Origin of the sequence: Paracoccus sp. TOH (genome assembly GCF_030388245.1) — a bacterium.
GTDB classification, from domain to species: domain Bacteria; phylum Pseudomonadota; class Alphaproteobacteria; order Rhodobacterales; family Rhodobacteraceae; genus Paracoccus; species Paracoccus simplex.
This window is the reverse complement of sequence record NZ_CP098360.1, coordinates 1793988-1814696: the sequence shown is the minus strand read 5'-3', so window position 1 is coordinate 1814696 and position 20709 is coordinate 1793988. Positions and strand designations below refer to the sequence as shown.

The following is a 20709-nucleotide window of genomic DNA, read 5'->3' as shown; positions in this document are numbered from 1 at the left end:
GGCAAGGGCAGGTTCAGGCCGGCAGCGCCAGGCTGCGCTCATCCTTCAGGATGCGCAGCACGATTTCCGAGCGCACCTGCGCCACCTGCGGATGCGGCAGCAGGTGGCGATGGATGAAATCCGAAAACGCTTCCAGGTCGCGCACCCGAACGTCCAGGATGTAATCCGCATCCCCCGAGACCGAGAAGGCCGAGCGGATCTGCGGATGCGCCGCGACGAAGCGGGCGAAATCATCGTCCTTGCCCTGGCCGTGGCCGCGCAGGTTGATGCGGATGATGGCGCGCAGGCCGAGGCCCAGCTTCTGCGGGTTGAGCCGGGCCGAGTAGCCCTCGATCACGCCCGCGGCCTCCAGCGCCGCACGCCGGCGCGAACATTGCGAGGGCGACAGGTTCACCAGTTCGGCCAGCGCCGCATTGGTCATCGCCCCGTCGCGCTGCAAGGCCGAGAGGATGGCGATGTCGAACCCGTCCATGCGCGTTTCTTGCATGATAAACTCCCTTCATGCGCGATCCGTGTATTCCGGTCGAATCCTTGGCCCAGTTTGCAGCGAAATTGCACGGCTGTCGCGCGATGATCAAGCCAGCACGCGAGCAGAACAGGAGGAGACGCCATGGGTCCGTTCCCGCATGACGCCCCGAAAGCCACCATCAGCCCCGACAATCCCGCCGGCACCGACGGGTTCGAATTCGTCGAATTCGCCCATCCCGAGCCCGGAACGCTGGACCGCATCTTCCGGCAGATGGGTTTCGTGCCGGTGGCCAAGCACAAGCGCAAGGCCATCACGCTTTACCGGCAGGGCGATATCAACTACCTGCTGAACGCCGATCCCGACAGCCATGCCGCCGGTTTCGTGCGCGAGCACGGGCCCTGCGCCCCCGCCATGGCCTGGCGGGTGGTCGATGCGCAGGCGGCGCTGAGGCGCGCGCTGGCCCTGGGCGCCGAAGAATATACCGGCAGCGGCAAGTCCATCGACGCGCCGGCGGTTTACGGCATCGGCGGCTCGCTGCTGTATTTCATCGACCGCTACGGCGATGCCGGCAGCGCCTATGATGCCGATTACGACTGGCTGGGCGAACCGGACCCGAAACCCGAGGGCTTCGGCTTCTACTATCTCGACCACCTGACGCATAACGTGGTGCGCGGGAACATGGACAGCTGGTATAAATTTTACCACGACACGTTCAATTTCCGCGAGATCAAGTATTTCGACATCAAGGGCAAGCAGACCGGGCTGGTCAGCCGGGCGCTGACCTCGCCCGACGGCAAGATCCGCATCCCGATCAACGAATCCACCGACGACCGCAGCCAGATCGAGGAATACCTGCGCGAATACAAGGGCGAGGGCATCCAGCACATCGCCATCGCCACCGAGGACATCTATGCCGGCACCGACCGGATCGCCGCGGCCGGCATGGCGTTCATGCCCGGCCCGCCGGATGTCTATTACGAAATGTCGAGAAAGCGGGTGAAAGACCATCGGGAGCCCATCGACCGCATGAAGAGGCACGGCATCCTGATCGACGGCGAGGGCGTCGTGGGCGGCGGCACGACCCGGGTGCTGCTGCAGATCTTCTCGAAGACGGTGATCGGGCCGATCTTCTTCGAATTCATCCAGCGCAAGGGCGATGACGGCTTCGGCGAGGGCAATTTCCGCGCCCTGTTCGAATCGATCGAGGCGGACCAGATCCGCCGTGGCGTGCTGCATGCCGACCCGGCCGCCTGAATGGCCTGGACCGACTATGCCTCGGCCCCGCCCGCCGGGACCGAGATCTGCGACGAGACCGAGATCGGCCATATCCGCTGCCTGACCGTCGAAAGCGGCAATGGCCGCTTTCCGCTGCTGCTGGTGCGGCTGCCCGAGGGGCTGCGGGCCTATGTGAATGCCTGTCCGCACCAGTATCTGCCGCTGGACTATCGCGGCGATCGGCTGGTCTCGGCCGACGGCGCGCGGCTGATCTGCTCCGCCCATGGCGCGATGTTCGACATCGCCAGCGGTCGGGCGGTGGCGGGCGCCGATTGCGGGCTCGACATCGTGCCGCTGTCCACCACCGGCGGCAAGGTCAGGATCGCTTCGACCTGACCCGGGCGGGAAGGCGCCACCCCGGCGCCTTCCCCATCGCGGTCAGAGCGACCTTGCCAGCGCCTCGAGCTGATCGGCGGCCATGTTCCAGCCCTGGTGGAAACCCATCTGTTCGTGCTGCTTCAGCGTCTCGTCGTTCCAGTGCATGGCGCGGGCGACGTAATGGGTCTTGTCACCCTGCGGCTCGAAGCGCACATGCGCGGCCATGAAGGCGCGCTCGGTGGGAATCCAGCCGGGCAGGAAGGCGTCGGTGGTGACCAGCCGCCGCTCGGGCTCGATCTCCAGGAAGACGCCGAAATTCTCGAACCGCTCGCCATCGGGGCCGTTCATCACGCTATAGAACTCGCCGCCCGGCCGCAGGTCCAACCGCGCCTCGGAAACGAACCAGGGCTTGGGGCAGAACCATTGCTTCAGCAGCTCGGACTCGGTCCAGCAGCGCCACAGTTTGGCCGCGGGGGCGTCGAGCACGCGGTCCAACACCAGCATGTGTTTCGGTTCATGGGTCATGGGATCTCTCCTTGGTCTGGGTTCTGGTCAAGGAACGGGCGGAGGGGCGGCTATCCGACAAGGGCCGCGAAAAGAACTTCAGGATCCTTCCGAAAGCGCCTGCAGGCTGTCCAGTTGCCGGCGGATATGCGTGGCCTCGGCGGCGGAATTGGCCAGTCCGATGGCACGGGACAGGGCCTCGCGGGCCTCGGTGTTCCGGCCCAGCTGGCGCAGCAAGGCACCGCGAAGGCCGTGCAGGTAGAAATAGCCGTCCAGCCGCTGGCGCAGCGGTTCGACCAGGGCCAACGCCGCCTCGGGGCCGTGCAGCTTGGACAGGGCGACGGCCCGGTTCAGCGTGACCACCGGCGAAGGCGCGAGCCGTTCCAGCGCGGCATAGAGCTGGTCGATGCCGGCCCAGTCGGTCTCGTCGGGTCGCGGCGCGCGGGCATGAAGCGCGGCGATGGCGGCCTGGATCTGATAGGGGCCGGGCCGATGGTGCAGCATCGCCTTGTCGAGCATGGCCAGCGCCTCGTCGATCATCGCGCGATCCCACAAGGTCCGCGTCTGGGCTTCCAGCAGGATCGGCGCGCCGTCCGGGTCGAAGCGCGCCGGCTGGCGGCTGTGCTGCAGCAGCATCAGCGCCAGCAGGCCCATCATCTCGGGCTCGGTTGGAAACAGGCGCAGCATCAGCCGGGCCAGCCGGATCGCCTCGTCGCAGAGCGCGGCGCGCTCGCCGGCCGGGTCGGCATCAGTATAGCCCTCGTTGAAGATCAGGTAGATCATCGCGATCACGGCGGCGAAACGCTCGGCGCGCTCGGACGGGCCGGGTGTGTGGAAGGGCAGGGCGGACTGCGCGATGCGGGCCTTGGCGCGGGTGATGCGCTGCTCCATGGCGCGGGGGGCGACCAGGAAGGCGCGGGCGATGCGCTCGACCGAAAGGCCCGACACGATGCGCAGCGCCAGGGCGATCTGCTGGGTGGCGGGCAGGTCGGGATGGCAGCAGACGAACAGCAGCCGCAGGATGTCGTCGCGGTAATCCGCCGCGTCCAGCCGTTCGGCAAGGTCGGGGCCGTCCTCGGGCTGCGGCATGGCCTCGTCGGGCGGCAGGTCGGCCCGCCGGGCGTCGCGGCGCAGATGGTCCAGCGCGGCGTTGCGCCCGACCATGATCAGCCAGCCTTCGGCGTTGCGCGGCGGGCCGTTCTGCGGCCAGTGGCGCAGGGCGCGCAGGCAGGCCTCCTGATAGGCCTCCTCGGCCAGGTCGAGATCGCGGAAATAGCGCAGCAGGGCCGCCATGACGCGCGGCCGCGCGCCGGTCAGCCGCGCCTCGATCCAGCCGGGGTCAGTCCTGTCCATCGTCACCCGCCTCTCCTCCCGGATGGAACATCATCAGCGGCCGGATCTCGTAGGCGCCGCCGGGATTGGCCGCGCCCAGATCGCGTGCGATGTCCAGCGCCCGGGCCAGCCCCTCGACGTCGACGATGTAAAAGCCCAGCAGCTGCTCCTTGGTCTCGGCATAGGGGCCGTCCAGCACCAACTGCTCGTCCTTGCGGAAGGTGGTCGCGGCGCTGGTCGGCATCAACCGCGCCACCGGGCCGAACTGCCGGGCCCATTTGCGATGCACGGCGCCCAGCCGCTCCATCACCGCGGCATCCTCCTCGCGGGTCCAGGCCGAGGTGACGGCCTCGTCATTGTAGCAAAGCAGCGCGTAAAGCATCGGGTCCTCCTGTGCCAAGGACGGCGGGTGCGTCCGGGTTCCGACACTGAAGGCAAAATATTCGCGCCGATAGGGGGCGGGGGCCGGCATTGCGCATGGAAAAGCCGCCGCGAAGGGATGCTCCGCGGCGGCCGGTCCGGTCATGCCTGCCGGATCAGAACACGAAATCGCCCATGTCGAGCTGGTTCGCCCGCATGTCGCGGATGGTGACGGTGGTATCGGCCGAAAGCCGCAGCACCAGATCGTCGCCCGATTGCTGGGCGGTGTTGATCACCTGCTGCACCTGGGCGCGGCTGAAATCGTCGAAGTCCAGCCGGTCCAGACCGTTCTGGAAATCGGTGATGACGTCCAGCCCGTCGCCCCGCTCGAATTCGAAGACATCGGCGCCCTGGCCGCCCCAAAGCAGATCATTGCCGCGGCCGCCATCCAGCGAATCGCGGCCCGCGCCGCCCCACAGCCGGTCATTCCCGGAATCGCCATCCAGTTCGTCATGGCCGACGCCACCGTTCAGCAGGTCGTTGCCGGCGCCGCCTTCCAGATCGTCATTGCCATGGCCGCCCCAAAGCCGGTCATGGCCGTTCCCGCCCTCCAGCTCGTCATTGCCGAATCCGCCGAACAGGGTGTCATTGCCGTTTCCGCCTTCGATCTCGTCATCGCCATTGCCGCCGGCGATCTCGTCATTGCCAAGGCCGCCATGCAGGCTGTCCTTGCCTTCGCCGCCCAGCAACGTGTCGTTGCCGGCCAGGCCGAAGGCCCGATCGTTGCCGCCCAGCCCCGCCAGCCAGTCGGCGGCATTGGTGCCGTTCAGCACATCGGCGAAATTGGTTCCGATCTTGCGTGCCATGGTGTTGTTCCTTTTTATGGGACGGGGTGGACCCGCGCAGAAATGGGGAATCGCGGCGGTGCATCCGTCGCGGATGGAATGAATGAGGAGATGGCACAGGCTTGCTGACAGTGTTCTGACCCGGACTGTCAGGCGATTGTCAGGCGGCCCGGCAGATCGGCGTTCGGGCGGGTTTGCCCGCCTTGTCAGGCCGTTGTCAGTTCTCAGGCGCTATCAGAACCGGCATGAAGACGCTCGCCCTCCTGTCTCTGGTCCTGTCGCTACCCCTGGTTTCGGCCCAGGCGCAGGATCTGGCGGACCCGGATTTCGAGTTTGCCCGCGACGCGGTGGCGCGGGGTGTCATCCTGCCGCTTGCCGAGGTGCTGGCAAGGCTGCAAGATTCGCATCCGGGCCGGGTGATCGAGGTCGAACTGGGGCAGGATGACGACATGCTGATCTACGAGGTCGAGCTGGTGACGCAGGACGGCCGGCTGATCGACGTCGAACTGGACGCCGCGACCGGCACCATTCTCGAGTTGGACGAGGACTGATGCGGGTGCTGGTTGTCGAAGACGAGCCGCGCATCGCCGCGGATCTCGAACGGGCGCTGAAGGCCGCGGGCTTCCTGGTCGAGGCGGTCGCCGATGGCGAGACCGCCTGGTTCCGCGGCGGCACCGAGAATTACGACCTGATCGTGCTGGACCTGAACCTGCCGCGCCTGGACGGGCTGACGGTGCTGAAACGCTGGCGCGCCGAGGGCTGCGAAAGCCCGGTGCTGATCCTGACCGCCCGCGGCGCCTGGACCGAGCGGGTCGAGGGGATCGACGCCGGCGCCGACGATTACCTGCCCAAGCCCTTCCGCATGGAGGAGCTGATCGCCCGCGCCCGCGCGTTGGTGCGCCGCGCCGGCGGGCGGGGCAATGCGACCCAGCAGATCGGCCGGCTGACCGTGGACCTGAACCGGATGACCGCCGCCATCGACGGCATCCCGGTGCCGGTGACGCCGCTGGAGTTCCGGCTGATCTCCTATCTGGCGCTGAACCGCGACCGGACGGTGCCGCCGACCGAGCTGCTGGAGCATCTCTACGGCGACGACGACTCGCGCGAGGCGAATGCGGTCGAGGCGATCATTACCCGGTTGCGCCGCAAGCTGGGGCCGGGCGTGATCGGCACCCGGCGCGGCTTCGGCTATCATCTGGAAAACGGGCCGGCGGCGTGAGCCGCTCGATCCGCTGGCGGCTGGTCCTGGCCGGGGCGCTGGCCATCGCCGCGGCGCTGGCGCTGTCCGGCATGGGTTTGGCCATGTTGTTCGAGCGCCATGGCGAGCGCGTCGCCGTCGCCGACCTGCGCGCCCGGGCGCTGGCCCTGGCGGCCATGGTCGAACCCCAGGCGGATGGCGGCGCCCGGCTGCGGCCGCCGCCCGAGGATCCGCTCTACAGCCAGCCCTTCTCGGGTCATTACTGGCAGGTGACGCTGGGCGAGGAGACACGGCGCTCGCGTTCGCTCTGGGATTATACGCTGCCGGCCGAGGCGCCGGCGCCGCCGCCGGGCCAGACCCGGGTGCGGACCCTGCCCGGACCGCGCGGCGAGGCGCTGCTGGCGGTCGAGCAGGGCCTGTCGGTCGGCCGCGGCGACCGGCCGGTGCCGCTGCGCATCATCGTGGCCGAGAATCGCGACGATCTGGAACTGGCGCGGCGCGGTTTCCTGGGCGACCTGCTGCCCTATCTCGCGCTGCTCGGTGCGGCGCTGATGGGGGCAAGCTGGCTGCAGATCCGCATCGGGCTGCAGCCGCTGGCCCGGGTGGGCGAACGGGTGGCGGGGCTGGTCTCGGGGGGGCGGCCGCGCATCGGCCAGGATCTGCCGGCCGAGGTGATCCCGCTTGCCTGCCAGATCGACCGGCTGCTCGACGCCCGGGACGAGGAGCTGGCCCGCGCCCGCCAGCGTGCCGCCAATCTGGCGCATGGCTTCAAGACGCCGCTGCAGGCGCTGCTGGGCGATGCCGCGCAGCTGCGTGCCCGCGGCGAGGAGGAGATCGCCCGCAGCATCGAGACCGTCGCCACCGACATGCGCCGCCATGTCGACCGGGAACTGGCCCGCGCCCGCATCCAGTCGGGGCGCAATGCCGCCGGCGCCGAGCCCGGCCCGATCGCCGCCAAGCTGATCGGCGTGCTGCGCCGCACGCCCCTGGGCGCCGAGATCGACTGGCAGCTCGATGCCGCGCCCGGATTGCGCGCCCGCATCGACCCCGACGACCTGACCGAGGCGCTTGGTGCGTTGCTGGAAAACGCCATGCGCCACGCCCGCGACACGGTGCGCGTCCGGGTCCGGCCAGAGGCCGGTGCCATCCGCATCGCCATAAGCGATGACGGCCCGGGCGTGCCCGAGGCGCATCTGGCCGGGCTGACCCGCCGCGGCCTCAGCCTCGATCCCAGCGGCGAGGGGCAGGGCATCGGCCTGGCCGTGGTCGCCGATATCGTCGATGCCGCGCAGGGCGCGCTGGCGCTGCGCAACACCCATCCCGGCTTCCAGGCCGAATTGCGCTTCGAGGCGCTGTCGCCCGACCCGGCTTCACCGTCCCCCGACCCGTCCTGACTCGCTTCGGTCGCGGCACCACTCCTGCGGTTTTCCCGCTGCCCGAATGCCCATGGTCACGGCAGGACCACCGCCACGTTGTCGATCAGCCGCACGCCGTCGAGCCAGGCCGCGACCAGCAGCCGGGCCGGACGGCCGCGCTGCGGCGCCTGCAGCGTCTCGCCGTCGCGCAGTTCCAGATATTCCACCGGCCCGATCCCCGCCGCCTCCAGCTCGGCGCGCGCGGCGGTCAGCGTCCCGGCGGCCGGCTCGCCCGCCTCGATCCGCCGCGCCGCGTCGAACAGCGTGCGGGGCAGGGCGGCGGCGCGGGACCGGCCCTCGGGCGTCAGCCGCTGGTTGCGCGAGGACAGCGCCAGCCCGTCCGGGGCCCGCACGCAGGGGCAGGGCACGATCTCGATGGGCAGTTTCAGGTCCAGCGCCAGCCGCCGCACCAATTGCAGTTGCTGCCAGTCCTTTTCGCCGAAGAAGGCGCGGTCGGCCTGGGTCATGTTGAACAGCAGCGTCACCACCGTCGCGACGCCGTCGAAATGGCCGGGGCGATGCGCGCCCTCCAGCGGCCCGGTGACGCCCGAGACCGAGATCACCGTCGCGTGCTCGGGCGGATAGACCTCGTTCCCGTCCGGGACGAACAGCAGGTCGACGCCCAGGGGGCCGAGCAGCGCCGCATCCGCATGTTCGGTGCGCGGATATTTCGCGAAATCCTCGGCATTGTTGAACTGGCGCGGATTCACGAACAGCGTCACGATCACCCGGTCGCAAGCGGCCTTCGCAGCGCGGACCAGGCTCAGATGCCCTTCGTGCAGCGCCCCCATGGTGGGGACGACGCCGATGGTTTCGCCCCGGCATTTCCAGTCCCGGACCTTGTCGCGCAGCTCGGCCAGCGGCCGGACGATCGCCGTGTTCATTCCGGCTTGCCCTCGCCGAAGACATGTTCGGGGCCGGGGAAGCTGCGGGCCCGCACCTCTGCGGCATAGGCAGCGATCGCGGCCTCGGCATCCTGGCCCAGTTCGGCATAGCGCTTGACGAATTTGGGCCGGAACTCCGAGAACAGGCCCAGCATGTCGTCCACCACCAGCACCTGGCCGTCGCAATCGACGCCCGCGCCGATGCCGATAGTGGGCACGGCGATCTCTTGCGTGATGCGGCGGCCGAGCGCCGCGGGCAGCTTTTCCAGCACCACGGCGAAGGCGCCGGCATCGGCCAGCGCCGCGGCATCGCCGGCAATGCGGTCGGCCTCGTGATGGCCGCGGCCCTGCACCTTGTAGCCGCCGAGCGTGTTCACCGATTGCGGCGTCAGTCCGACATGGCCCATGACCGGGATGCCGCGCGCCACCAGGAAGGCCACGGTCTCGGCCATGTGCCGGCCGCCTTCCAGCTTGACCGCCTGACAGCCGGTCTCGGCCATCAGCCGCGCGGCGTTGCGGAAAGCCTGCTCGGGGCCTTCCTCGTAACTGCCGAAGGGCATGTCCACCACCATGCAGGCGCGCGAGCTGCCGCGCGCCACGGCGCGGCCATGCAGGACCATCATCTCCATCGTCACGCCCAGGGTCGATGGCAGGCCGTGCAACACCATGCCCAGGCTGTCACCCACCAGCACCAGGTCGCAATGCGCATCGACGAGACGGGCCATGGGGGTGGTATAGGCGGTCAGGCAGACCACGGGCTCGACGCCCTTGCGGGCACGGATGTCGCCGGGGCCAAGCCGGCCCTTGCGATCGGGGGTCGCGCTCATCTCTCTCTCCCTTGTCCTCGGCCGCGGCGGCCGGTGCCCGAATATTGGATTCGCGCCGGGATGTCTCGCAATAAAATGAGGCGGGGCGCGATCCAGGCGCATGAAAAGAAGGAGCTGATCCGGGTTGCAGGAGATCCGCAATGAAACCTTTTATATCAAGGCATTGATTGCAATATCTTGGCTTCTGGTCAAGAGATCCGCGTCCCATTCGCCTTGCATCCCGGCACGATGCCACGGCATGGAAAGAGGCGGAAAACGGCCGGACGGCCAGAGCGTGACCAGACTATAATTTAAGTAATATCAAATAAATATAATCTATTCATCGATAAATTTTAGGTTCTGCGCGTGGCCGCAGTGCCGACCTTCCTTGACACCGAACCGACCCGGGCATAGTCCGCTGCAAGGCCCCTTCGCGCGGGTCCATCGAACGCAGATGCCGCGTTGCGGCCAGTTCCTCGGGATCGAGACATGACGCTGAAAGCTGCCATCCTTGGAGCATCGGGTTACACGGGCGCGGAACTGGTCCGCATCCTTGCCACCCATCCCCGGATCGAGATCGCTGCGCTCTCTGCCGACCGCAAGGCGGGGCAGGGCTATGCCGAGGTCTTCCCGCATCTGCGGCACCTGAAACTGCCGGCCCTGGTCCGGATGGAGGAGATCGACTTCTCGGCCATCGACCTGGTGTTTTGCGCCTTGCCGCATGGCCTGAGCCAGCCGCTGGTCGGACAACTGCCGGAAAGCGTGAAGATCGTCGACCTGGGCGCCGATTTCCGGCTACGCGACCCGGCGGAATATCTGAAATGGTATGGGCTTGACCATGCCGCGCCCGAGATCCAGCCGCAGGCGGTCTACGGGCTGACCGAATTCTATCGCGACCAGATCCGCGGCGCCCGGCTGGTTGCCGGCACCGGCTGCAACGCCGCCACGGTACAGTTCGCGCTGCGGCCGCTGATCGGATCAGGGCTGATCGACCTCGACGACATCATCTGCGACCTGAAGAACGGCGTGTCCGGGGCAGGGCGCTCGCTCAAGGAAAACATGCTTTTCGCCGAGCGCTCCGAGGATGTGGCCGGCTATTCGCAGGGCGGTAAGCACCGCCACCTGGGCGAATTCGACCAGGAGTTTTCGCTGCTGGCCGGCCGGCCGGTGCAGATCCAGTTCACCCCGCATCTGGTGCCGGTGAACCGCGGCATCCTGGCGTCCTGCTATCTGAAGGGCGAGGCGCAGGCGGTTCATGCCGCGCTGACGGCGGCCTATGCCGACGAGCCTTTCGTCGTGGTGCTGCCCTTCGGGCAATTGCCGGCAATGGCGCATGTGCAGGGCTCGAACTTCTGCCATATCGGCGTGACCGGGGACCGCATCTCGGGCCGCACGCTGGTGGTCTCGACGCTCGACAATCTCTGCAAGGGCTCCTCGGGGCAGGCGGTGCAGAACGCGAACCTGATGCTCGGCCTGCCGGAAACCGAAGGGCTGATGCTGGCGCCGATCTTTCCCTGAACCCAGGGGCCTGCGGCGCATTCTTCCGAATTTTCCCGGGAACTTCGGGCCTTCTCGGCGCGTCTTGTTGCCAGAGCGGCGGCGCATGTCGCCGCCCCCAGAGGAGGATTGGGAATGCGTAGCCTGTTTGCGACCGCCGCTTCCGTCATGGTGCTGGCACTGGCCGGCTGCGGCGACAATGCCACCGAACGCGCCGCGACCGGAGGCATCGGCGGCGCGGTCGTGGCCGGCCCCGTCGGCGCCGTGGCCGGGGCCACGGTGGGGGCCGCGACGGCCGACTGAGGCCAAGAAAAAGGGCAGGGCCCGCGGCCCCGCCCCGTCAGTCATGCAATCGACAAGACCTCAGGCCTTGGCGCGTTCCACATAGGTCAGGTCGGCGGTGTTGATAATCACCTTGGTGCCGACGCCGATATGCGGCGGCACCATGATCCGCACGCCGTTATGCGCCATGGCCGGCTTGTAGCTGGACGAGGCGGTCTGGCCTTTGACCACCGGCTCGGTTTCGACCACCTCGACGGTGACCTTCTGCGGCAGTTCGATGGCGATGGCGACGCCGTTATGGACCTGCAGGAAGACGCTGATGCCGTCTTCCAGGAACACCTTGTCGTCGCCGACCACGTCGGGCGAGACCACGACCTGCTCGTAGCTTTCCGGCTCCATGAAATGGAACCCCTCGCCGTCCTCGTAGAGGAAGTTATAGGCGCGTTCGTCGACATGGGCGCGCTCGACCTGCTCGGTGGTCTTCCAGCGTTCCGAGACCTTGTTGCCGTCGGCGATGCGGCGCAGCTCGACCTGGGTGGTCGGCGTGCCCTTGCCGGGGTGGAAGTTCGTCGCCGTCAGGACGACATGAAGCTTGCCGTCGATCTCGACGACATTGCCTTTGCGAAGGCTGGAGGCGATGACTTTCAAGGCGGTTTCCCTTGCCTGCTTTTCAAATTCCGACGCGCCGGCTATGCCGGCGATGATGAGTTCCCTTAGCGCCTCGCGCGGCCTCGCGCCAGTCGCAAGCAGCGAAAAACGAGGTTCGCGATGAAAACCGCCCTTGAAAGCCCGTGGTGGGACCGAGACCGCCATGCCGGGCGCCGGCCGCTGCTCTTGGCCCGCAACCGCATCCAGCGCGCGCTCCGCGACTGGCTCGAAGCGCAGGATTTCACCGAGGTCGACCCGCTGGCCCTTGCGGTAAGTCCGGGAAACGAGGCGCATCTGCACGCCTTCGAGACCCGGCAGATCGGCAATGACGGGATGCCTCGGCCGATGTATCTGCACACCAGCCCCGAATTCGCCATGAAAAAGCTGCTGGCGGCGGGCGAGGAGCGCATCTTCGCCTTCAGCCATGTCTGGCGCAACCGCGAGCGCGGGGCGTTGCACAGTCCCGAGTTCACCATGCTGGAATGGTATCGTGTCGGCCAGGATTATCGTGTCCTTTTCGATGATTGCGCGCAGTATCTGCGGCATGCCGCAGAATGTGCCGGCACCGAGTTGCTGCGCTTTCGCGGCGCCGAATGCGATCCCTATGCCACGCCCGAGGTGATGACCGTGGCGCAGGCGTTCCGCGATTATGCCGGCATCGACCTGCTTTCGACCTGCGACGGGGTCGAGACCGATGCGGCGGCGTTGCGCGCCCAGGCCGAGGGGCAGGGGATAAGGCTGGCCGAAGATGACGGCTGGTCCGACATCCTGTCCCGGGTGCTGGTCGAGAAGGTCGAGCCGCATCTGGGCCATGGCCGGCCGCTGATCCTCGACCGCTACCCGGCCGCCGAGGCTGCGCTGGCCCGGCGCGCCGCCGACGAGCCGCGCGAGGCCGAGCGGTTCGAGCTTTACGCCTGCGGGGTAGAACTCGCCAACGGGTTCGGCGAACTCACCGACCCGGTCGAGCAGCGCCGTCGTTTCCTGCTGGAGATGGAGCAAAAGGCGCGAATCTATGGCGAGCGTTATCCGCTGGACGAGGATTTTCTGGCCGCGCTGGTCTTCATGCCACCGGCCTCGGGCTGCGCGCTGGGTTTCGACCGGCTGGTGATGCTGGCAACCGGCGCACCGCGGATCGACGAGGTTCTTTGGACGTCCCTTTCGTAAGGCAGGCGCTGGCCCGGGATGTCTTGGGCAGGAGCGAATGCCCGGCGGCGCTTGTTGGGCGGGCTGTTGCCACGGTTGTGATTACGCCTTCCAGCCTGTTCACGGCCCCGCTACTCTGGTCCAAACAATCGAGCGAGGGGTAGAAATGCGGTTTTCATTGCGGGTGTCGGCCACCTTGACGGCTCTGGCGCTGGTGCTGGGCGGATGCACCGGCGGGATCTATCAGCCCGGCGGCGTGGCCCAGCAGAGCCAAGAGATCAAATGGGGCCGCAATCAGAATCCGCCGCCTGCCAAGGTGGCCGGGCTGAACGGCTGGATCCAGGGCTTCAAGGCCAATGCGCGCGCGCAGGGGATCAGTGACGGGACGCTGGATTTCGCCTTCCGCGACGTGACCTACAATCCAGAAGTGGTGCGCCGTTCCCAAAACCAGGCCGAGTTCAAGAAATCGCTCTGGGAATATCTCGAGAACGCGGTTTCGGAAAAGCGCCAGAACAACGGCCGCGCGGCGCTGGCGCAATATGGCGGCGTGCTGAACCGCGTCGAGGCGACCTATGGTGTCGACAAGGAGATCGTCGCCGCGGTCTGGGGTATGGAATCCACCTATGGCGAGCGCCGCGGCGACCTGCCGCTGATCGAGGCGCTGTCGACGCTCTCCTATGAGGGCTATCGCGGCGACTTCTTCCGCAGCCAGCTGATGGCCTCGCTGCGCATCCTGCAAGCGGGCGACATCGACCCCGCGCATATGACCGGCAGCTGGGCCGGTGCCATGGGCCACACGCAGTTCATTCCGACCACCTATCTGGCCTATGCCGTCGACTTCACCGGCGACGGGCGACGCGACATCTGGTCGAACGATCCGTCGGACGCGCTGGCTTCGGCGGCGAATTACCTGGCGAAATCCGGCTGGCAAGCCGGCTTGCCGGCTGCGGTCGAGGTCACGCTGCCCGCCGGCTTCAACACCGGGCTTGCCGGCAAGGGCAAGCGCCGCAGCGTCTCGGAATGGCAGTCGCTGGGCGTGCGGCAGGCGACATCGCGGCCCCTGCCGCCGGCGGGCGCCTCGACCGAGCTGATCATTCCTGGCGGCCCCTCGGGCGCGGCCTTCCTGATCACCCGCAACTTCCACGCCATCCTGCGCTACAACAATGCCGACAGCTATGCGCTGGCGGTCTCGCATCTGGCGGACCGGCTGAAGGGCTATCCGGGCCTGGCCAATCCCTGGCCGGCCGATCATCCCGGCCTGCGCATTGAGCAACGCAAGGAAATGCAGCGGCTGCTGACCGTGCGCGGTTTCGACACGCAAGGCGTGGATGGCAATGTCGGCAGCAACACGACCAACGCGATCAAGGCCTATCAGACCTCGCGCGGTTTGCCTGTCACGGGCGAACCCTCGGCGGTGTTGCTGGAACAATTGCGTCGCGGCTGAGGTAGCCAAGTCCTGGAATGGCGAGCGATGGCAGTGTTGCTGTCGCTCGTCGGGAGCTATCTACTTTACATAATTTCCATTATCACGCAATTTCTCGGTCAGGTTGTGGTGCGACTTTGTTAATTGAAAACGGGCGGTTGCGTCAAGAGACTACCGCCCGTTTTGTCGATTAATCGCGCTTCCGTCCCATGATCCGACCGGCGATTTCTGCCGCCCGATCCTTCCCGAAGGCCCATGCCAGCGCCGCGCCCATGCCGGTCTGATACCAAGGCGGAACGCTTGAGCTAAGGATCACAAACCCTTGTTCTGCAACGTCTTGCAAGCCGGGCGTGAAGCACAGGATGAAGGGCGCGGCCAGAAGCACCGTCCAGAAGTCGTCTTGCCACTTACCGCGCATCGTCGCGCTCGATCATGCCGAGGCGGATTTCGTGGCCATGCACCACCTGGGCGACTTCCGCCAGCCGATCCGCCACCCGGGCCAGATCGCCCGAGACCTGCCGCCAGATGATCCCGGCCAGCACCGCGCAGCCGCCGCCGAACGCCAAGGCAACCTCCTGCCAGCCCATCACTTGACCACCACCCAGAACAGCGTTGCAGCGAACGCCCCGAGCAGAAACGCGCCCATGTCGGTCAGGTCGAGGCCGTCCGCGTCATAGGTCCAGAGACTGCCGTAACCGGGATACTGGCTCAGCACCGCCTCGCGGGCGCTGTCCGCAGCCGAGGCGGCGACGTTGCCCGCGCCCTGCCCGATGCTGCCCAGCAGATCACCGATCGCCATGTCAGCGCCCCTTGACCGAGATATACCAGATCGCCACGCCGGCGACGATCCACGGCGCAGCCTGTTTCAGGTTCTCGGTCATCTCTTCCCCATCGGAAAGCAGCTTGACGCCGAGTGCCCCGAGGACAAGCCGCCCGCCCCATGTGACAACTGCACCCATTTCATTCCCTCATGCGCTGAAAGTGACGTTGTAAAGGTTCGCGAAGGTCAGCCGGACCTTTTTGAGATAGGCTTCCCGGGCCTTGACATATTTGGCGTCCTTGCCCTCGAAACCGGCCCCGCCGTTATAGGCTTTGATGATCCAGTCCAGATTGGGATTGATCCGCGAAAGCCGCTCCATTTCCGCCGTGCCGAAATAAATGCCGCCTTCCTCGGTCAGAAGCGTTTCCTTGCTCGGGGAATAGGCCGTATATCCGGCGCGGTAACAGGTTTCGGCGGTTGCCACCTTCACCTGATAGACGCCGTGCGATGTGCCGTTGTCGCCCGATAGCCGCGGGTTCATGGGGCCGTTCTCGACCTTGGCGATTGCCGCCGCCCAGCCGATGTTGCGTTGCGCCCAGCCGCTGACGTTGCGCATGTTCCGGCGCAGCATGGCCTCGTAGGGGTTCATTTCGACAACCTCGTCAGGCCCGAGGATCGGAACCACCTGCCCGCCCGAGGCCGCTTTGATCGCCGCCGCGCGCGCATCCGCCGCCCGCTTGGGCGCGTCCCATTCCGACATCGGCCGGATATGCGAAAGCCATTCCTCGCCCGCCTCGATAACCGGCGCGAGTTGCGGCAGCATTCCGCGCTTGTAGGCGTAAAAGGCTCCTGCCCCGGCCAGCCCGAGAATAAGAATTCCGCGCGCACCCATCAGTCGTAATCCTCCACGCTCAAACCCAGATGGGTGAATTCCATCGTTGCCTTGAATTTGGGGCTATTGCACAGATAGAAAAGCGCCGTCCGATCATCGACAACGAATTCCATGGGTTCCTTGCCGTCGAAATTCGCCATGAAAGCCGTTGCGTTCATGAAGCCGTCATAGCCGGCGGCTGTTACCCAGTTGTACAATGCTGCATTGTGCATGATCCCGCTATACGCATACATGGTATTGTCATATTCGCCATCCTGAAAGATCGGCGCAAAGGTATTGTTTAGAGCTGCGGCAGGCCTGTGGGACATGAAGGATTTCGGAACCCCGGACAGGATATAGACCATTTCCGAACCATCGGTTGCGCTGTCGTAAATCTTAATCCTGACCCGGCCCTTTTTCATCATCACGCAAAAGCCCTTTTTCTGGGAAACTTGGTCGATGGTATCTTCATCTTTGATGGCGGCGCGCGACAGCAAGGACGTGATGTTGAAAAGATTGCCATCTTTGTTTTCCGGCCCGAAGTTAATAGGCAGGCCCCGCGCAACCGTGGCGTTGATGGCGCGCGGATAGGGGTTGACGATGGTCACATGATCGGCGGGCATCGGATAGCAATGGCCTGCCGGGACGCGCACCGCCTCGGAGCCGATCCGGGCGATGATCCATTGCGCATCGCTGTTCAGCAATGCCAGGGTATTGCGGCCTTCGACCTTCAATTCCGAATAGGGCGCGAGGCGCAGCGCCGAGATATTGACGTTCATTTATTGCTTCCTCACGATGTAAAGAGCCAGAAGCGCAAAGCCCATGATGGAAATCGACAGGTTTTGCAGCGTGTCGGTGAAGTCGCCGGTCTTGGTTTCCGCGATGATCTCAAGCGCCTGCCGCTGGTTTTCAGCCTGATCGTTGGCGACCCGCTCGGCCATGGTCATGGCCTTGCCAACGGTGTCGTTGGACAGCTTGATGATATATTCACCCTTGTCCATCATGCCGCGCAGGTCTTTGCGCGCGCCTTCAAGGGCCTCCATGCCGAAACGGGTAATATCGGCCTGTCCCTTGTTGATGAAGTTCAAGGCGCGGTCCACCATATTGGCAAGCTGCTGGACCGAGGCCGTATTGCCGCGCGACAGGCTGTCCACCATGATCGACATTTGCGAAAGGGCGGCTTTGACCACCTTGTCGTCATTGGCAACGACAATGCTGTCGAGGATCTGTTGACCCTGCTGCATAACCGCCCGGCGGTCCATGACGTTGGTGGTCGTGGTGCTGTTGGTGCTGCTGGAAGCCTTGGACTTAGACCCCATGGAATACCCCCATGGGGATGCCGTCGCCGTCGATGGCGACCGAGGCCCGCCCTGCCCCCATCATCTTGGCGAAGGTGCGCACCTTGGTCGTATGGACCCGCAGCGGCTGGCCCAGCACCTGCGCCGCGCCAAACAGCCCGGTCAGCGCCGCTTTCGCCATGAAGCCCGAGACGGCCCGCGCCGCGAAGATGGTCAGCATATGGCCATCGTCTTCACCGAACACGGCATATCGCCTCGATCAGGTCGTGGGCATTTCGAGGTGTCTGGGAAATGCCATGCGGGATCACGCGACCGGCGACCTGGGGGATGCTTGCGGGATCGGCTTCGAAGCGCTGCTGCGGGACGAGGCGGGCATCCTGAAGGCCCTCGACGATATTCTGTGCCAACGGGGCCAAAAGGCCCGCGTCAACACCCCCGCCCGTGCCTTGGACAGGCTCTATGACGCAGTCAGGCTGAACGAGGATCTGTCCCCGCTCCGCCCGCTGGTGCGCTCGTTCCTTCTTGACAATGTCCCTCTCGCAGCCGGGGAGAACATCTTCGGGGAGGTCGTGCCTGCACGGCGTCGACATGACCTTGCGACGCTCTCCGCGGTGAGCGGAATGTCCAGGTTGCAGGTGAGAGACGTATTCGCCGGCTTGGGACTGTTGTCCGCAGATGACGGCCGACCTTTGAATGCGCTTACCTTCGATGCGGTCGAAAGCGAAGCCGTGGCGTGCGAGCTGTGGGGATCGGTCTCCGCCAACGCGCTGTCTGCCCATCTTGGCTGCGACACAACGACGGCGGCGGCGGTCCTCAACGCGGGATTGGTCGAGAGAGTCTTGGGCAACAGGATTGCTGGTGATCGCGACGCGGATGCCCTGAAGCGGGTCAGCTTGGTCTCCGTTCAGGACCTTCTGGCCATTCTCTTCGAAAATGCCACCACCCTTGCGCTTGTCCCCGTGCAGTTTGCCACCTTGAGCGCGGCTGCGCGCCACGCCCATTGGCAGGTCGACCGGATCATCCGGCTGGCCCTGTCCGGCAGCCTCGACCTTTACGGCATGATCGGGCGGGCTGATTTCGATGGACTACTGATCGATGAACGCCAGTTGCTCCGAATTCTGGAGGCACCACCGATGACGGCCGCGATGTCCAAGGAAGATGCTGCCAACGAATTAGGGGTCGAGGTGCGGATCCTCGAGAACATCATGCGGATTCCCGACGAGAGCGGAGCGCCGATCATCCGGCGTGTTGTCCCGCTCACCGGCCCGCTGAAACGTCGCCATCAGGTCGCGAAGCCCGATTTCGAACAGTTCCGGCACGACCATATCTCGATCCGCGAACTGGCCGAAGCCGAGGGTGCAACGCTCGACGAGATGCATGCAGCCCTGCAGCAGCGCGGGATCTTGCCGATTCTGTCAGACATGCCCGTGGCGACTCAAATCTTCCGCCGATCCGACATCTGACCCGTATCCAAGCCTGAACTCTCGCGAGCCGCCCATCATGGGCGGCTTTTTTTGCTGCGTATCAGAGGTCTCAAACGAGTTTCGATGGGCGTTATTTGCCCTCTGAATGGAACAGCCACGCCGCCGGATTCGAAAACAATCATTGATTCCATTGAATAAATTTCACGGCCATGGTCTCTTATTGGCCGTCATTTCATTTTCAGGCTGTTACAATCCGAGGAGAGCCCCCTTGACCTCGCATCTCAGCTTCGCCGAACGCCGCATCATTGCCGCCCTGTTACAACGCAAGCTCAGCGTGGCACAAATCGCTGTCCAGCTCGGCCGGCACCGTTCGACCGTTCATCGCGAGATCCGCCGCAACTTCTGGCATGATCCCGATGTGCCGATGGCGAATGGCTATTGGCATGTGAATGCGCAGCAGCTCGCGACGGCGCGGCGCAGCCGGCAACGCAAGCTGTTCCGGCATGAGGCTTTGCGGATGGACATGATCGCCCGGCGCCTGACCGAGGAGACCCGGCCGGTGGTCGTCGCGGCGCCCGACTACCTTGATCGGGCCGGACGGCCGGTCCGGCCGGAGGACCTGGCCGGGCATCCGTGCCTCGGCTACCGGATGCATTCGGCGGGCCGCGTGATGCCCTGGCGGTTCGTCGGGCCGACGGGTGAAGTGATGTTCCGGGACGCCACCACGATGGTGTTCAACGACGGAGCGTTGCTGCGGCAGGCCGCGATCCGGGGACTGGGGCTGACCTGCCTGTGGCACCACATGGTAGCGGAGGACCTCGAAACGGGGCGACTGGAGAGCGTGCTGCACGACCGCATCGGACCCTTGCCGGGGTTCTATCTCTACTACCCGTCGCGCGAGGTGTCGCCGGCAATGTCCATCTTCGCCGAGGCGCTGGTCGCCTGGTGCCGTCGCCCCCGCACGCCGTGACCGCAGGCAACAGATACAGCCTGCGCCCGATTTCAGTCAGCCGCCCTGCCTGCCGCTTTGCAGCGGAAGAAATGCGGCGAGCATGCGCAGCGATAATTTGACACTTCGGCAGTGGGCTCTTCCGACACCTTCGTCGCTCGATGCACGAATGTGTACTGTCGGCAATCGCGACCATCCACACCATCGTCCGCGAACAGGGAAGACGCGGACGGAGCAGACGATCATCGCCTTTCTATGGCTGCGCCACACGAGCGATGGGATGTTGGGACCTGAACCCAACGGCAAAGCGGTTCCATGCGTTTATGGTCGTGATGATGAGCGTCAGTTCGACCCTTTCGCGATCATCAAAGGCATCCGCCAGCATCTGGTAATCGGCATCAGGGGCATTCGTCGTTTCCAGCCGTGTCAGCGCCTCGGACCATGCGAGCGCCGCACGCTCTTTTGCATCGAAGGCCGGGCTTTCCCGCCAGGCAGGCAAAACATCCAGTTTTTGCTGTGAAACCCCCGCCGCGCGCGCCTCGGGTGCATGTAGGTTCAGGCAATAGGCGCAACCATTGATCTGCGATACGCGCATTTTCACCAATTCTCGAATTGGCGCTGTGATGGAGAGTTCCTTGGTCGCTTCCTCCAGATCCATCATGGCCTTCATTGCGCCTGGAGCGGCGCGATAATAATTCACCCTACTGGACAAGGTCCGTCCTCCATGTGGTGCTAGTGACCTAGCTTACGCTGCCGATCACTGTCCGCAATGGGCTCTGAACGACGATGACTTCATCCAACTGACCGCATGATCCGGCCCGGCTGCGATGCGTATGTCTCCGCCCGCCCGGATCATGCTATGCTGACAGGACTTGTCGCGTTTCGTCTTGAACTCACCAGCTGCGGTGCGCCTCGCCCCCCGGATCTCCGAGCGTGTTTGAAAAACCAGAGAATCCCGCCAAGGCGGCGGCGGCGCGCGCGCCCCGGCGGGTTTTGCGCAGCTGGCGG

General features: G+C 65.6%; 28 protein-coding genes. 11 read left to right on the top strand and 17 right to left on the bottom strand.

All coding sequences use genetic code 11. From position 1 onward, the window contains the following. Window positions 1-13 precede the first annotated feature (13 nt). Window positions 14-487, bottom strand: a complete 474-nt coding sequence (locus NBE95_RS09055) for an Lrp/AsnC family transcriptional regulator (RefSeq protein ID WP_289893574.1) — start codon at window positions 485-487, stop codon at window positions 14-16. A 123-nt stretch (window positions 488-610) separates the two neighbouring features. Between NBE95_RS09055 and hppD the strand changes: the two genes are divergently transcribed. Next, entirely contained in the window at window positions 611-1723 is a 1113-nt protein-coding gene (gene hppD / locus NBE95_RS09050) for a 4-hydroxyphenylpyruvate dioxygenase (RefSeq protein ID WP_289893573.1), read from the top strand. Then, window positions 1724-2080: a Rieske 2Fe-2S domain-containing protein gene (locus NBE95_RS09045; RefSeq protein WP_289893572.1), complete on the top strand. Its 357-nt coding sequence runs from the start codon at window positions 1724-1726 to the stop codon at window positions 2078-2080. A 42-nt stretch (window positions 2081-2122) separates the two neighbouring features. Here NBE95_RS09045 and NBE95_RS09040 read toward each other — a convergent pair whose 3' ends face one another. From NBE95_RS09040 to NBE95_RS09025, 4 genes are all read right to left on the bottom strand, one after another. Continuing rightward, window positions 2123-2587 (bottom strand): SRPBCC family protein, encoded by a 465-nt coding sequence (locus NBE95_RS09040; RefSeq protein WP_019353364.1) that lies wholly within the window; start codon window positions 2585-2587, stop codon window positions 2123-2125. 78 nt (window positions 2588-2665) lie between these two features. Continuing rightward, window positions 2666-3919 (bottom strand): RNA polymerase sigma factor, encoded by a 1254-nt coding sequence (locus NBE95_RS09035; protein ID WP_289893571.1) that lies wholly within the window; start codon window positions 3917-3919, stop codon window positions 2666-2668. Then, on the bottom strand, window positions 3906-4280 hold the full coding sequence (locus NBE95_RS09030; protein ID WP_289893570.1) for a YciI family protein: 375 nt from the start codon (window positions 4278-4280) through the stop codon (window positions 3906-3908). Before NBE95_RS09030 ends, NBE95_RS09035 begins: the two co-directional genes overlap by 14 nt. Before the next feature lie 154 nt (window positions 4281-4434). Continuing rightward, window positions 4435-5124: a calcium-binding protein gene (locus NBE95_RS09025; protein ID WP_289893569.1), complete on the bottom strand. Its 690-nt coding sequence runs from the start codon at window positions 5122-5124 to the stop codon at window positions 4435-4437. A 224-nt stretch (window positions 5125-5348) separates the two neighbouring features. Here NBE95_RS09025 and NBE95_RS09020 point away from each other — a divergent pair, with 224 nt between their 5' ends. From NBE95_RS09020 to NBE95_RS09010, 3 genes are read left to right on the top strand one after another with little or no spacing between them, the layout of a single operon-like run. Beyond that, window positions 5349-5654, top strand: coding sequence for a PepSY domain-containing protein (locus NBE95_RS09020; protein ID WP_289893568.1), 306 nt, complete (start codon window positions 5349-5351; stop codon window positions 5652-5654). Then, complete coding sequence (locus NBE95_RS09015; protein ID WP_289893567.1) at window positions 5654-6322, top strand: response regulator transcription factor; 669 nt, start codon at window positions 5654-5656, stop codon at window positions 6320-6322. The genes NBE95_RS09020 and NBE95_RS09015 overlap by 1 nt, the downstream gene beginning before the upstream one ends. After that, the gene (locus NBE95_RS09010; protein ID WP_289893566.1) at window positions 6319-7695 is read left to right on the top strand and encodes a HAMP domain-containing sensor histidine kinase; all 1377 of its coding nucleotides are present in this window, start codon (window positions 6319-6321) and stop codon (window positions 7693-7695) included. The genes NBE95_RS09015 and NBE95_RS09010 overlap by 4 nt, the downstream gene beginning before the upstream one ends. 56 nt (window positions 7696-7751) lie before the next feature. On the opposite strand, the gene panC is transcribed toward NBE95_RS09010, so the two are convergent. After that, window positions 7752-8600 carry a pantoate--beta-alanine ligase gene (panC, locus tag NBE95_RS09005; protein WP_289893565.1) on the bottom strand — a complete coding sequence of 283 codons (849 nt, stop codon included), beginning with the start codon at window positions 8598-8600 and terminating at the stop codon, window positions 7752-7754. Further along, window positions 8597-9427, bottom strand: a complete 831-nt coding sequence (gene panB / locus NBE95_RS09000; protein WP_289893564.1) for a 3-methyl-2-oxobutanoate hydroxymethyltransferase — start codon at window positions 9425-9427, stop codon at window positions 8597-8599. Before panB ends, panC begins: the two co-directional genes overlap by 4 nt. A gap of 468 nt (window positions 9428-9895) precedes the next feature. Between panB and argC the strand changes: the two genes are divergently transcribed. Continuing rightward, window positions 9896-10924: an N-acetyl-gamma-glutamyl-phosphate reductase gene (gene argC, locus NBE95_RS08995; protein WP_289893562.1), complete on the top strand. Its 1029-nt coding sequence runs from the start codon at window positions 9896-9898 to the stop codon at window positions 10922-10924. Between the two features lie 114 nt (window positions 10925-11038). Then, a complete protein-coding gene (locus tag NBE95_RS08990) occupies window positions 11039-11206 on the top strand; it encodes a hypothetical protein (RefSeq protein ID WP_289893561.1) in 168 nt (55 codons plus the stop codon). 60 nt (window positions 11207-11266) lie between these two features. Here the strand turns inward: NBE95_RS08990 and efp are convergent, their stop codons facing one another. Beyond that, window positions 11267-11833: an elongation factor P gene (gene efp / locus NBE95_RS08985; protein WP_289893560.1), complete on the bottom strand. Its 567-nt coding sequence runs from the start codon at window positions 11831-11833 to the stop codon at window positions 11267-11269. Window positions 11834-11953: 120 nt separating this feature from the next. On the opposite strand from efp, the gene epmA reads away from it, so the two are divergent. Together epmA and NBE95_RS08975 are read left to right on the top strand one after the other, a co-directional pair. Further along, window positions 11954-12997, top strand: a complete 1044-nt coding sequence (gene epmA, locus NBE95_RS08980) for an EF-P lysine aminoacylase EpmA (RefSeq protein WP_289893559.1) — start codon at window positions 11954-11956, stop codon at window positions 12995-12997. A gap of 145 nt (window positions 12998-13142) precedes the next feature. After that, the gene (locus NBE95_RS08975; protein ID WP_289893558.1) at window positions 13143-14420 is read left to right on the top strand and encodes a lytic murein transglycosylase; all 1278 of its coding nucleotides are present in this window, start codon (window positions 13143-13145) and stop codon (window positions 14418-14420) included. A gap of 169 nt (window positions 14421-14589) precedes the next feature. Here the strand turns inward: NBE95_RS08975 and NBE95_RS08970 are convergent, their stop codons facing one another. Genes NBE95_RS08970 through NBE95_RS08935 form a run of 8 tightly spaced genes read right to left on the bottom strand, consistent with a single transcriptional unit; the run spans window position 14590 to window position 17572 of the window. Beyond that, window positions 14590-14817 carry a hypothetical protein gene (locus NBE95_RS08970; protein WP_289893557.1) on the bottom strand — a complete coding sequence of 76 codons (228 nt, stop codon included), beginning with the start codon at window positions 14815-14817 and terminating at the stop codon, window positions 14590-14592. After that, the gene (locus NBE95_RS08965; RefSeq protein WP_289893556.1) at window positions 14807-14965 is read right to left on the bottom strand and encodes a hypothetical protein; all 159 of its coding nucleotides are present in this window, start codon (window positions 14963-14965) and stop codon (window positions 14807-14809) included. The genes NBE95_RS08970 and NBE95_RS08965 overlap by 11 nt, the downstream gene beginning before the upstream one ends. Before the next feature lie 20 nt (window positions 14966-14985). Further along, on the bottom strand, window positions 14986-15198 hold the full coding sequence (locus NBE95_RS08960; protein ID WP_289893555.1) for a hypothetical protein: 213 nt from the start codon (window positions 15196-15198) through the stop codon (window positions 14986-14988). Window position 15199: 1 nt separating this feature from the next. Beyond that, entirely contained in the window at window positions 15200-15358 is a 159-nt protein-coding gene (locus NBE95_RS08955) for a hypothetical protein (RefSeq protein ID WP_289893554.1), read from the bottom strand. A 9-nt stretch (window positions 15359-15367) separates the two neighbouring features. After that, complete coding sequence (locus tag NBE95_RS08950) at window positions 15368-16051, bottom strand: hypothetical protein (RefSeq protein WP_289893553.1); 684 nt, start codon at window positions 16049-16051, stop codon at window positions 15368-15370. Next, a complete protein-coding gene (locus NBE95_RS08945; RefSeq protein WP_289893552.1) occupies window positions 16051-16809 on the bottom strand; it encodes a hypothetical protein in 759 nt (252 codons plus the stop codon). Before NBE95_RS08945 ends, NBE95_RS08950 begins: the two co-directional genes overlap by 1 nt. Next, window positions 16810-17349: a hypothetical protein gene (locus NBE95_RS08940; RefSeq protein ID WP_289893551.1), complete on the bottom strand. Its 540-nt coding sequence runs from the start codon at window positions 17347-17349 to the stop codon at window positions 16810-16812. Then, a complete protein-coding gene (locus NBE95_RS08935) occupies window positions 17339-17572 on the bottom strand; it encodes a hypothetical protein (RefSeq protein WP_289893550.1) in 234 nt (77 codons plus the stop codon). Before NBE95_RS08935 ends, NBE95_RS08940 begins: the two co-directional genes overlap by 11 nt. A gap of 52 nt (window positions 17573-17624) precedes the next feature. Between NBE95_RS08935 and NBE95_RS08930 the strand changes: the two genes are divergently transcribed. Beyond that, the gene (locus NBE95_RS08930; protein WP_289893549.1) at window positions 17625-18791 is read left to right on the top strand and encodes a hypothetical protein; all 1167 of its coding nucleotides are present in this window, start codon (window positions 17625-17627) and stop codon (window positions 18789-18791) included. Window positions 18792-19020: 229 nt separating this feature from the next. Continuing rightward, entirely contained in the window at window positions 19021-19722 is a 702-nt protein-coding gene (locus tag NBE95_RS08925) for a LysR substrate-binding domain-containing protein (RefSeq protein ID WP_289893548.1), read from the top strand. A 232-nt stretch (window positions 19723-19954) separates the two neighbouring features. Here the strand turns inward: NBE95_RS08925 and NBE95_RS08920 are convergent, their stop codons facing one another. Then, window positions 19955-20359 carry a carboxymuconolactone decarboxylase family protein gene (locus tag NBE95_RS08920; protein WP_289893547.1) on the bottom strand — a complete coding sequence of 135 codons (405 nt, stop codon included), beginning with the start codon at window positions 20357-20359 and terminating at the stop codon, window positions 19955-19957. Between the last annotated feature and the right edge of the window lie 350 nt (window positions 20360-20709).

What these genes read in the sequence shown, in the direction of transcription:
- NBE95_RS09055 (WP_289893574.1), bottom strand. Translation starts at nt 487, where the DNA reads ATGCAAGAAACGCGCATGGACGGGTTCGACATCGCCATCCTCTCGGCC.
- hppD (WP_289893573.1), top strand. Translation starts at nt 611, where the DNA reads ATGGGTCCGTTCCCGCATGACGCCCCGAAAGCCACCATCAGCCCCGAC.
- NBE95_RS09045 (WP_289893572.1), top strand. Translation starts at nt 1,724, where the DNA reads ATGGCCTGGACCGACTATGCCTCGGCCCCGCCCGCCGGGACCGAGATC.
- NBE95_RS09040 (WP_019353364.1), bottom strand. Translation starts at nt 2,587, where the DNA reads ATGACCCATGAACCGAAACACATGCTGGTGTTGGACCGCGTGCTCGAC.
- NBE95_RS09035 (WP_289893571.1), bottom strand. Translation starts at nt 3,919, where the DNA reads ATGGACAGGACTGACCCCGGCTGGATCGAGGCGCGGCTGACCGGCGCG.
- NBE95_RS09030 (WP_289893570.1), bottom strand. Translation starts at nt 4,280, where the DNA reads ATGCTTTACGCGCTGCTTTGCTACAATGACGAGGCCGTCACCTCGGCC.
- NBE95_RS09025 (WP_289893569.1), bottom strand. Translation starts at nt 5,124, where the DNA reads ATGGCACGCAAGATCGGAACCAATTTCGCCGATGTGCTGAACGGCACC.
- NBE95_RS09020 (WP_289893568.1), top strand. Translation starts at nt 5,349, where the DNA reads ATGAAGACGCTCGCCCTCCTGTCTCTGGTCCTGTCGCTACCCCTGGTT.
- NBE95_RS09015 (WP_289893567.1), top strand. Translation starts at nt 5,654, where the DNA reads ATGCGGGTGCTGGTTGTCGAAGACGAGCCGCGCATCGCCGCGGATCTC.
- panC (WP_289893565.1), bottom strand. Translation starts at nt 8,600, where the DNA reads ATGAACACGGCGATCGTCCGGCCGCTGGCCGAGCTGCGCGACAAGGTC.
- panB (WP_289893564.1), bottom strand. Translation starts at nt 9,427, where the DNA reads ATGAGCGCGACCCCCGATCGCAAGGGCCGGCTTGGCCCCGGCGACATC.
- argC (WP_289893562.1), top strand. Translation starts at nt 9,896, where the DNA reads ATGACGCTGAAAGCTGCCATCCTTGGAGCATCGGGTTACACGGGCGCG.
- NBE95_RS08990 (WP_289893561.1), top strand. Translation starts at nt 11,039, where the DNA reads ATGCGTAGCCTGTTTGCGACCGCCGCTTCCGTCATGGTGCTGGCACTG.
- epmA (WP_289893559.1), top strand. Translation starts at nt 11,954, where the DNA reads ATGAAAACCGCCCTTGAAAGCCCGTGGTGGGACCGAGACCGCCATGCC.
- NBE95_RS08975 (WP_289893558.1), top strand. Translation starts at nt 13,143, where the DNA reads ATGCGGTTTTCATTGCGGGTGTCGGCCACCTTGACGGCTCTGGCGCTG.
- NBE95_RS08970 (WP_289893557.1), bottom strand. Translation starts at nt 14,817, where the DNA reads ATGCGCGGTAAGTGGCAAGACGACTTCTGGACGGTGCTTCTGGCCGCG.
- NBE95_RS08960 (WP_289893555.1), bottom strand. Translation starts at nt 15,198, where the DNA reads ATGGCGATCGGTGATCTGCTGGGCAGCATCGGGCAGGGCGCGGGCAAC.
- NBE95_RS08955 (WP_289893554.1), bottom strand. Translation starts at nt 15,358, where the DNA reads ATGGGTGCAGTTGTCACATGGGGCGGGCGGCTTGTCCTCGGGGCACTC.
- NBE95_RS08950 (WP_289893553.1), bottom strand. Translation starts at nt 16,051, where the DNA reads ATGGGTGCGCGCGGAATTCTTATTCTCGGGCTGGCCGGGGCAGGAGCC.
- NBE95_RS08945 (WP_289893552.1), bottom strand. Translation starts at nt 16,809, where the DNA reads ATGAACGTCAATATCTCGGCGCTGCGCCTCGCGCCCTATTCGGAATTG.
- NBE95_RS08940 (WP_289893551.1), bottom strand. Translation starts at nt 17,349, where the DNA reads ATGGGGTCTAAGTCCAAGGCTTCCAGCAGCACCAACAGCACCACGACC.
- NBE95_RS08930 (WP_289893549.1), top strand. Translation starts at nt 17,625, where the DNA reads ATGCGGGATCACGCGACCGGCGACCTGGGGGATGCTTGCGGGATCGGC.
- NBE95_RS08920 (WP_289893547.1), bottom strand. Translation starts at nt 20,359, where the DNA reads ATGGATCTGGAGGAAGCGACCAAGGAACTCTCCATCACAGCGCCAATT.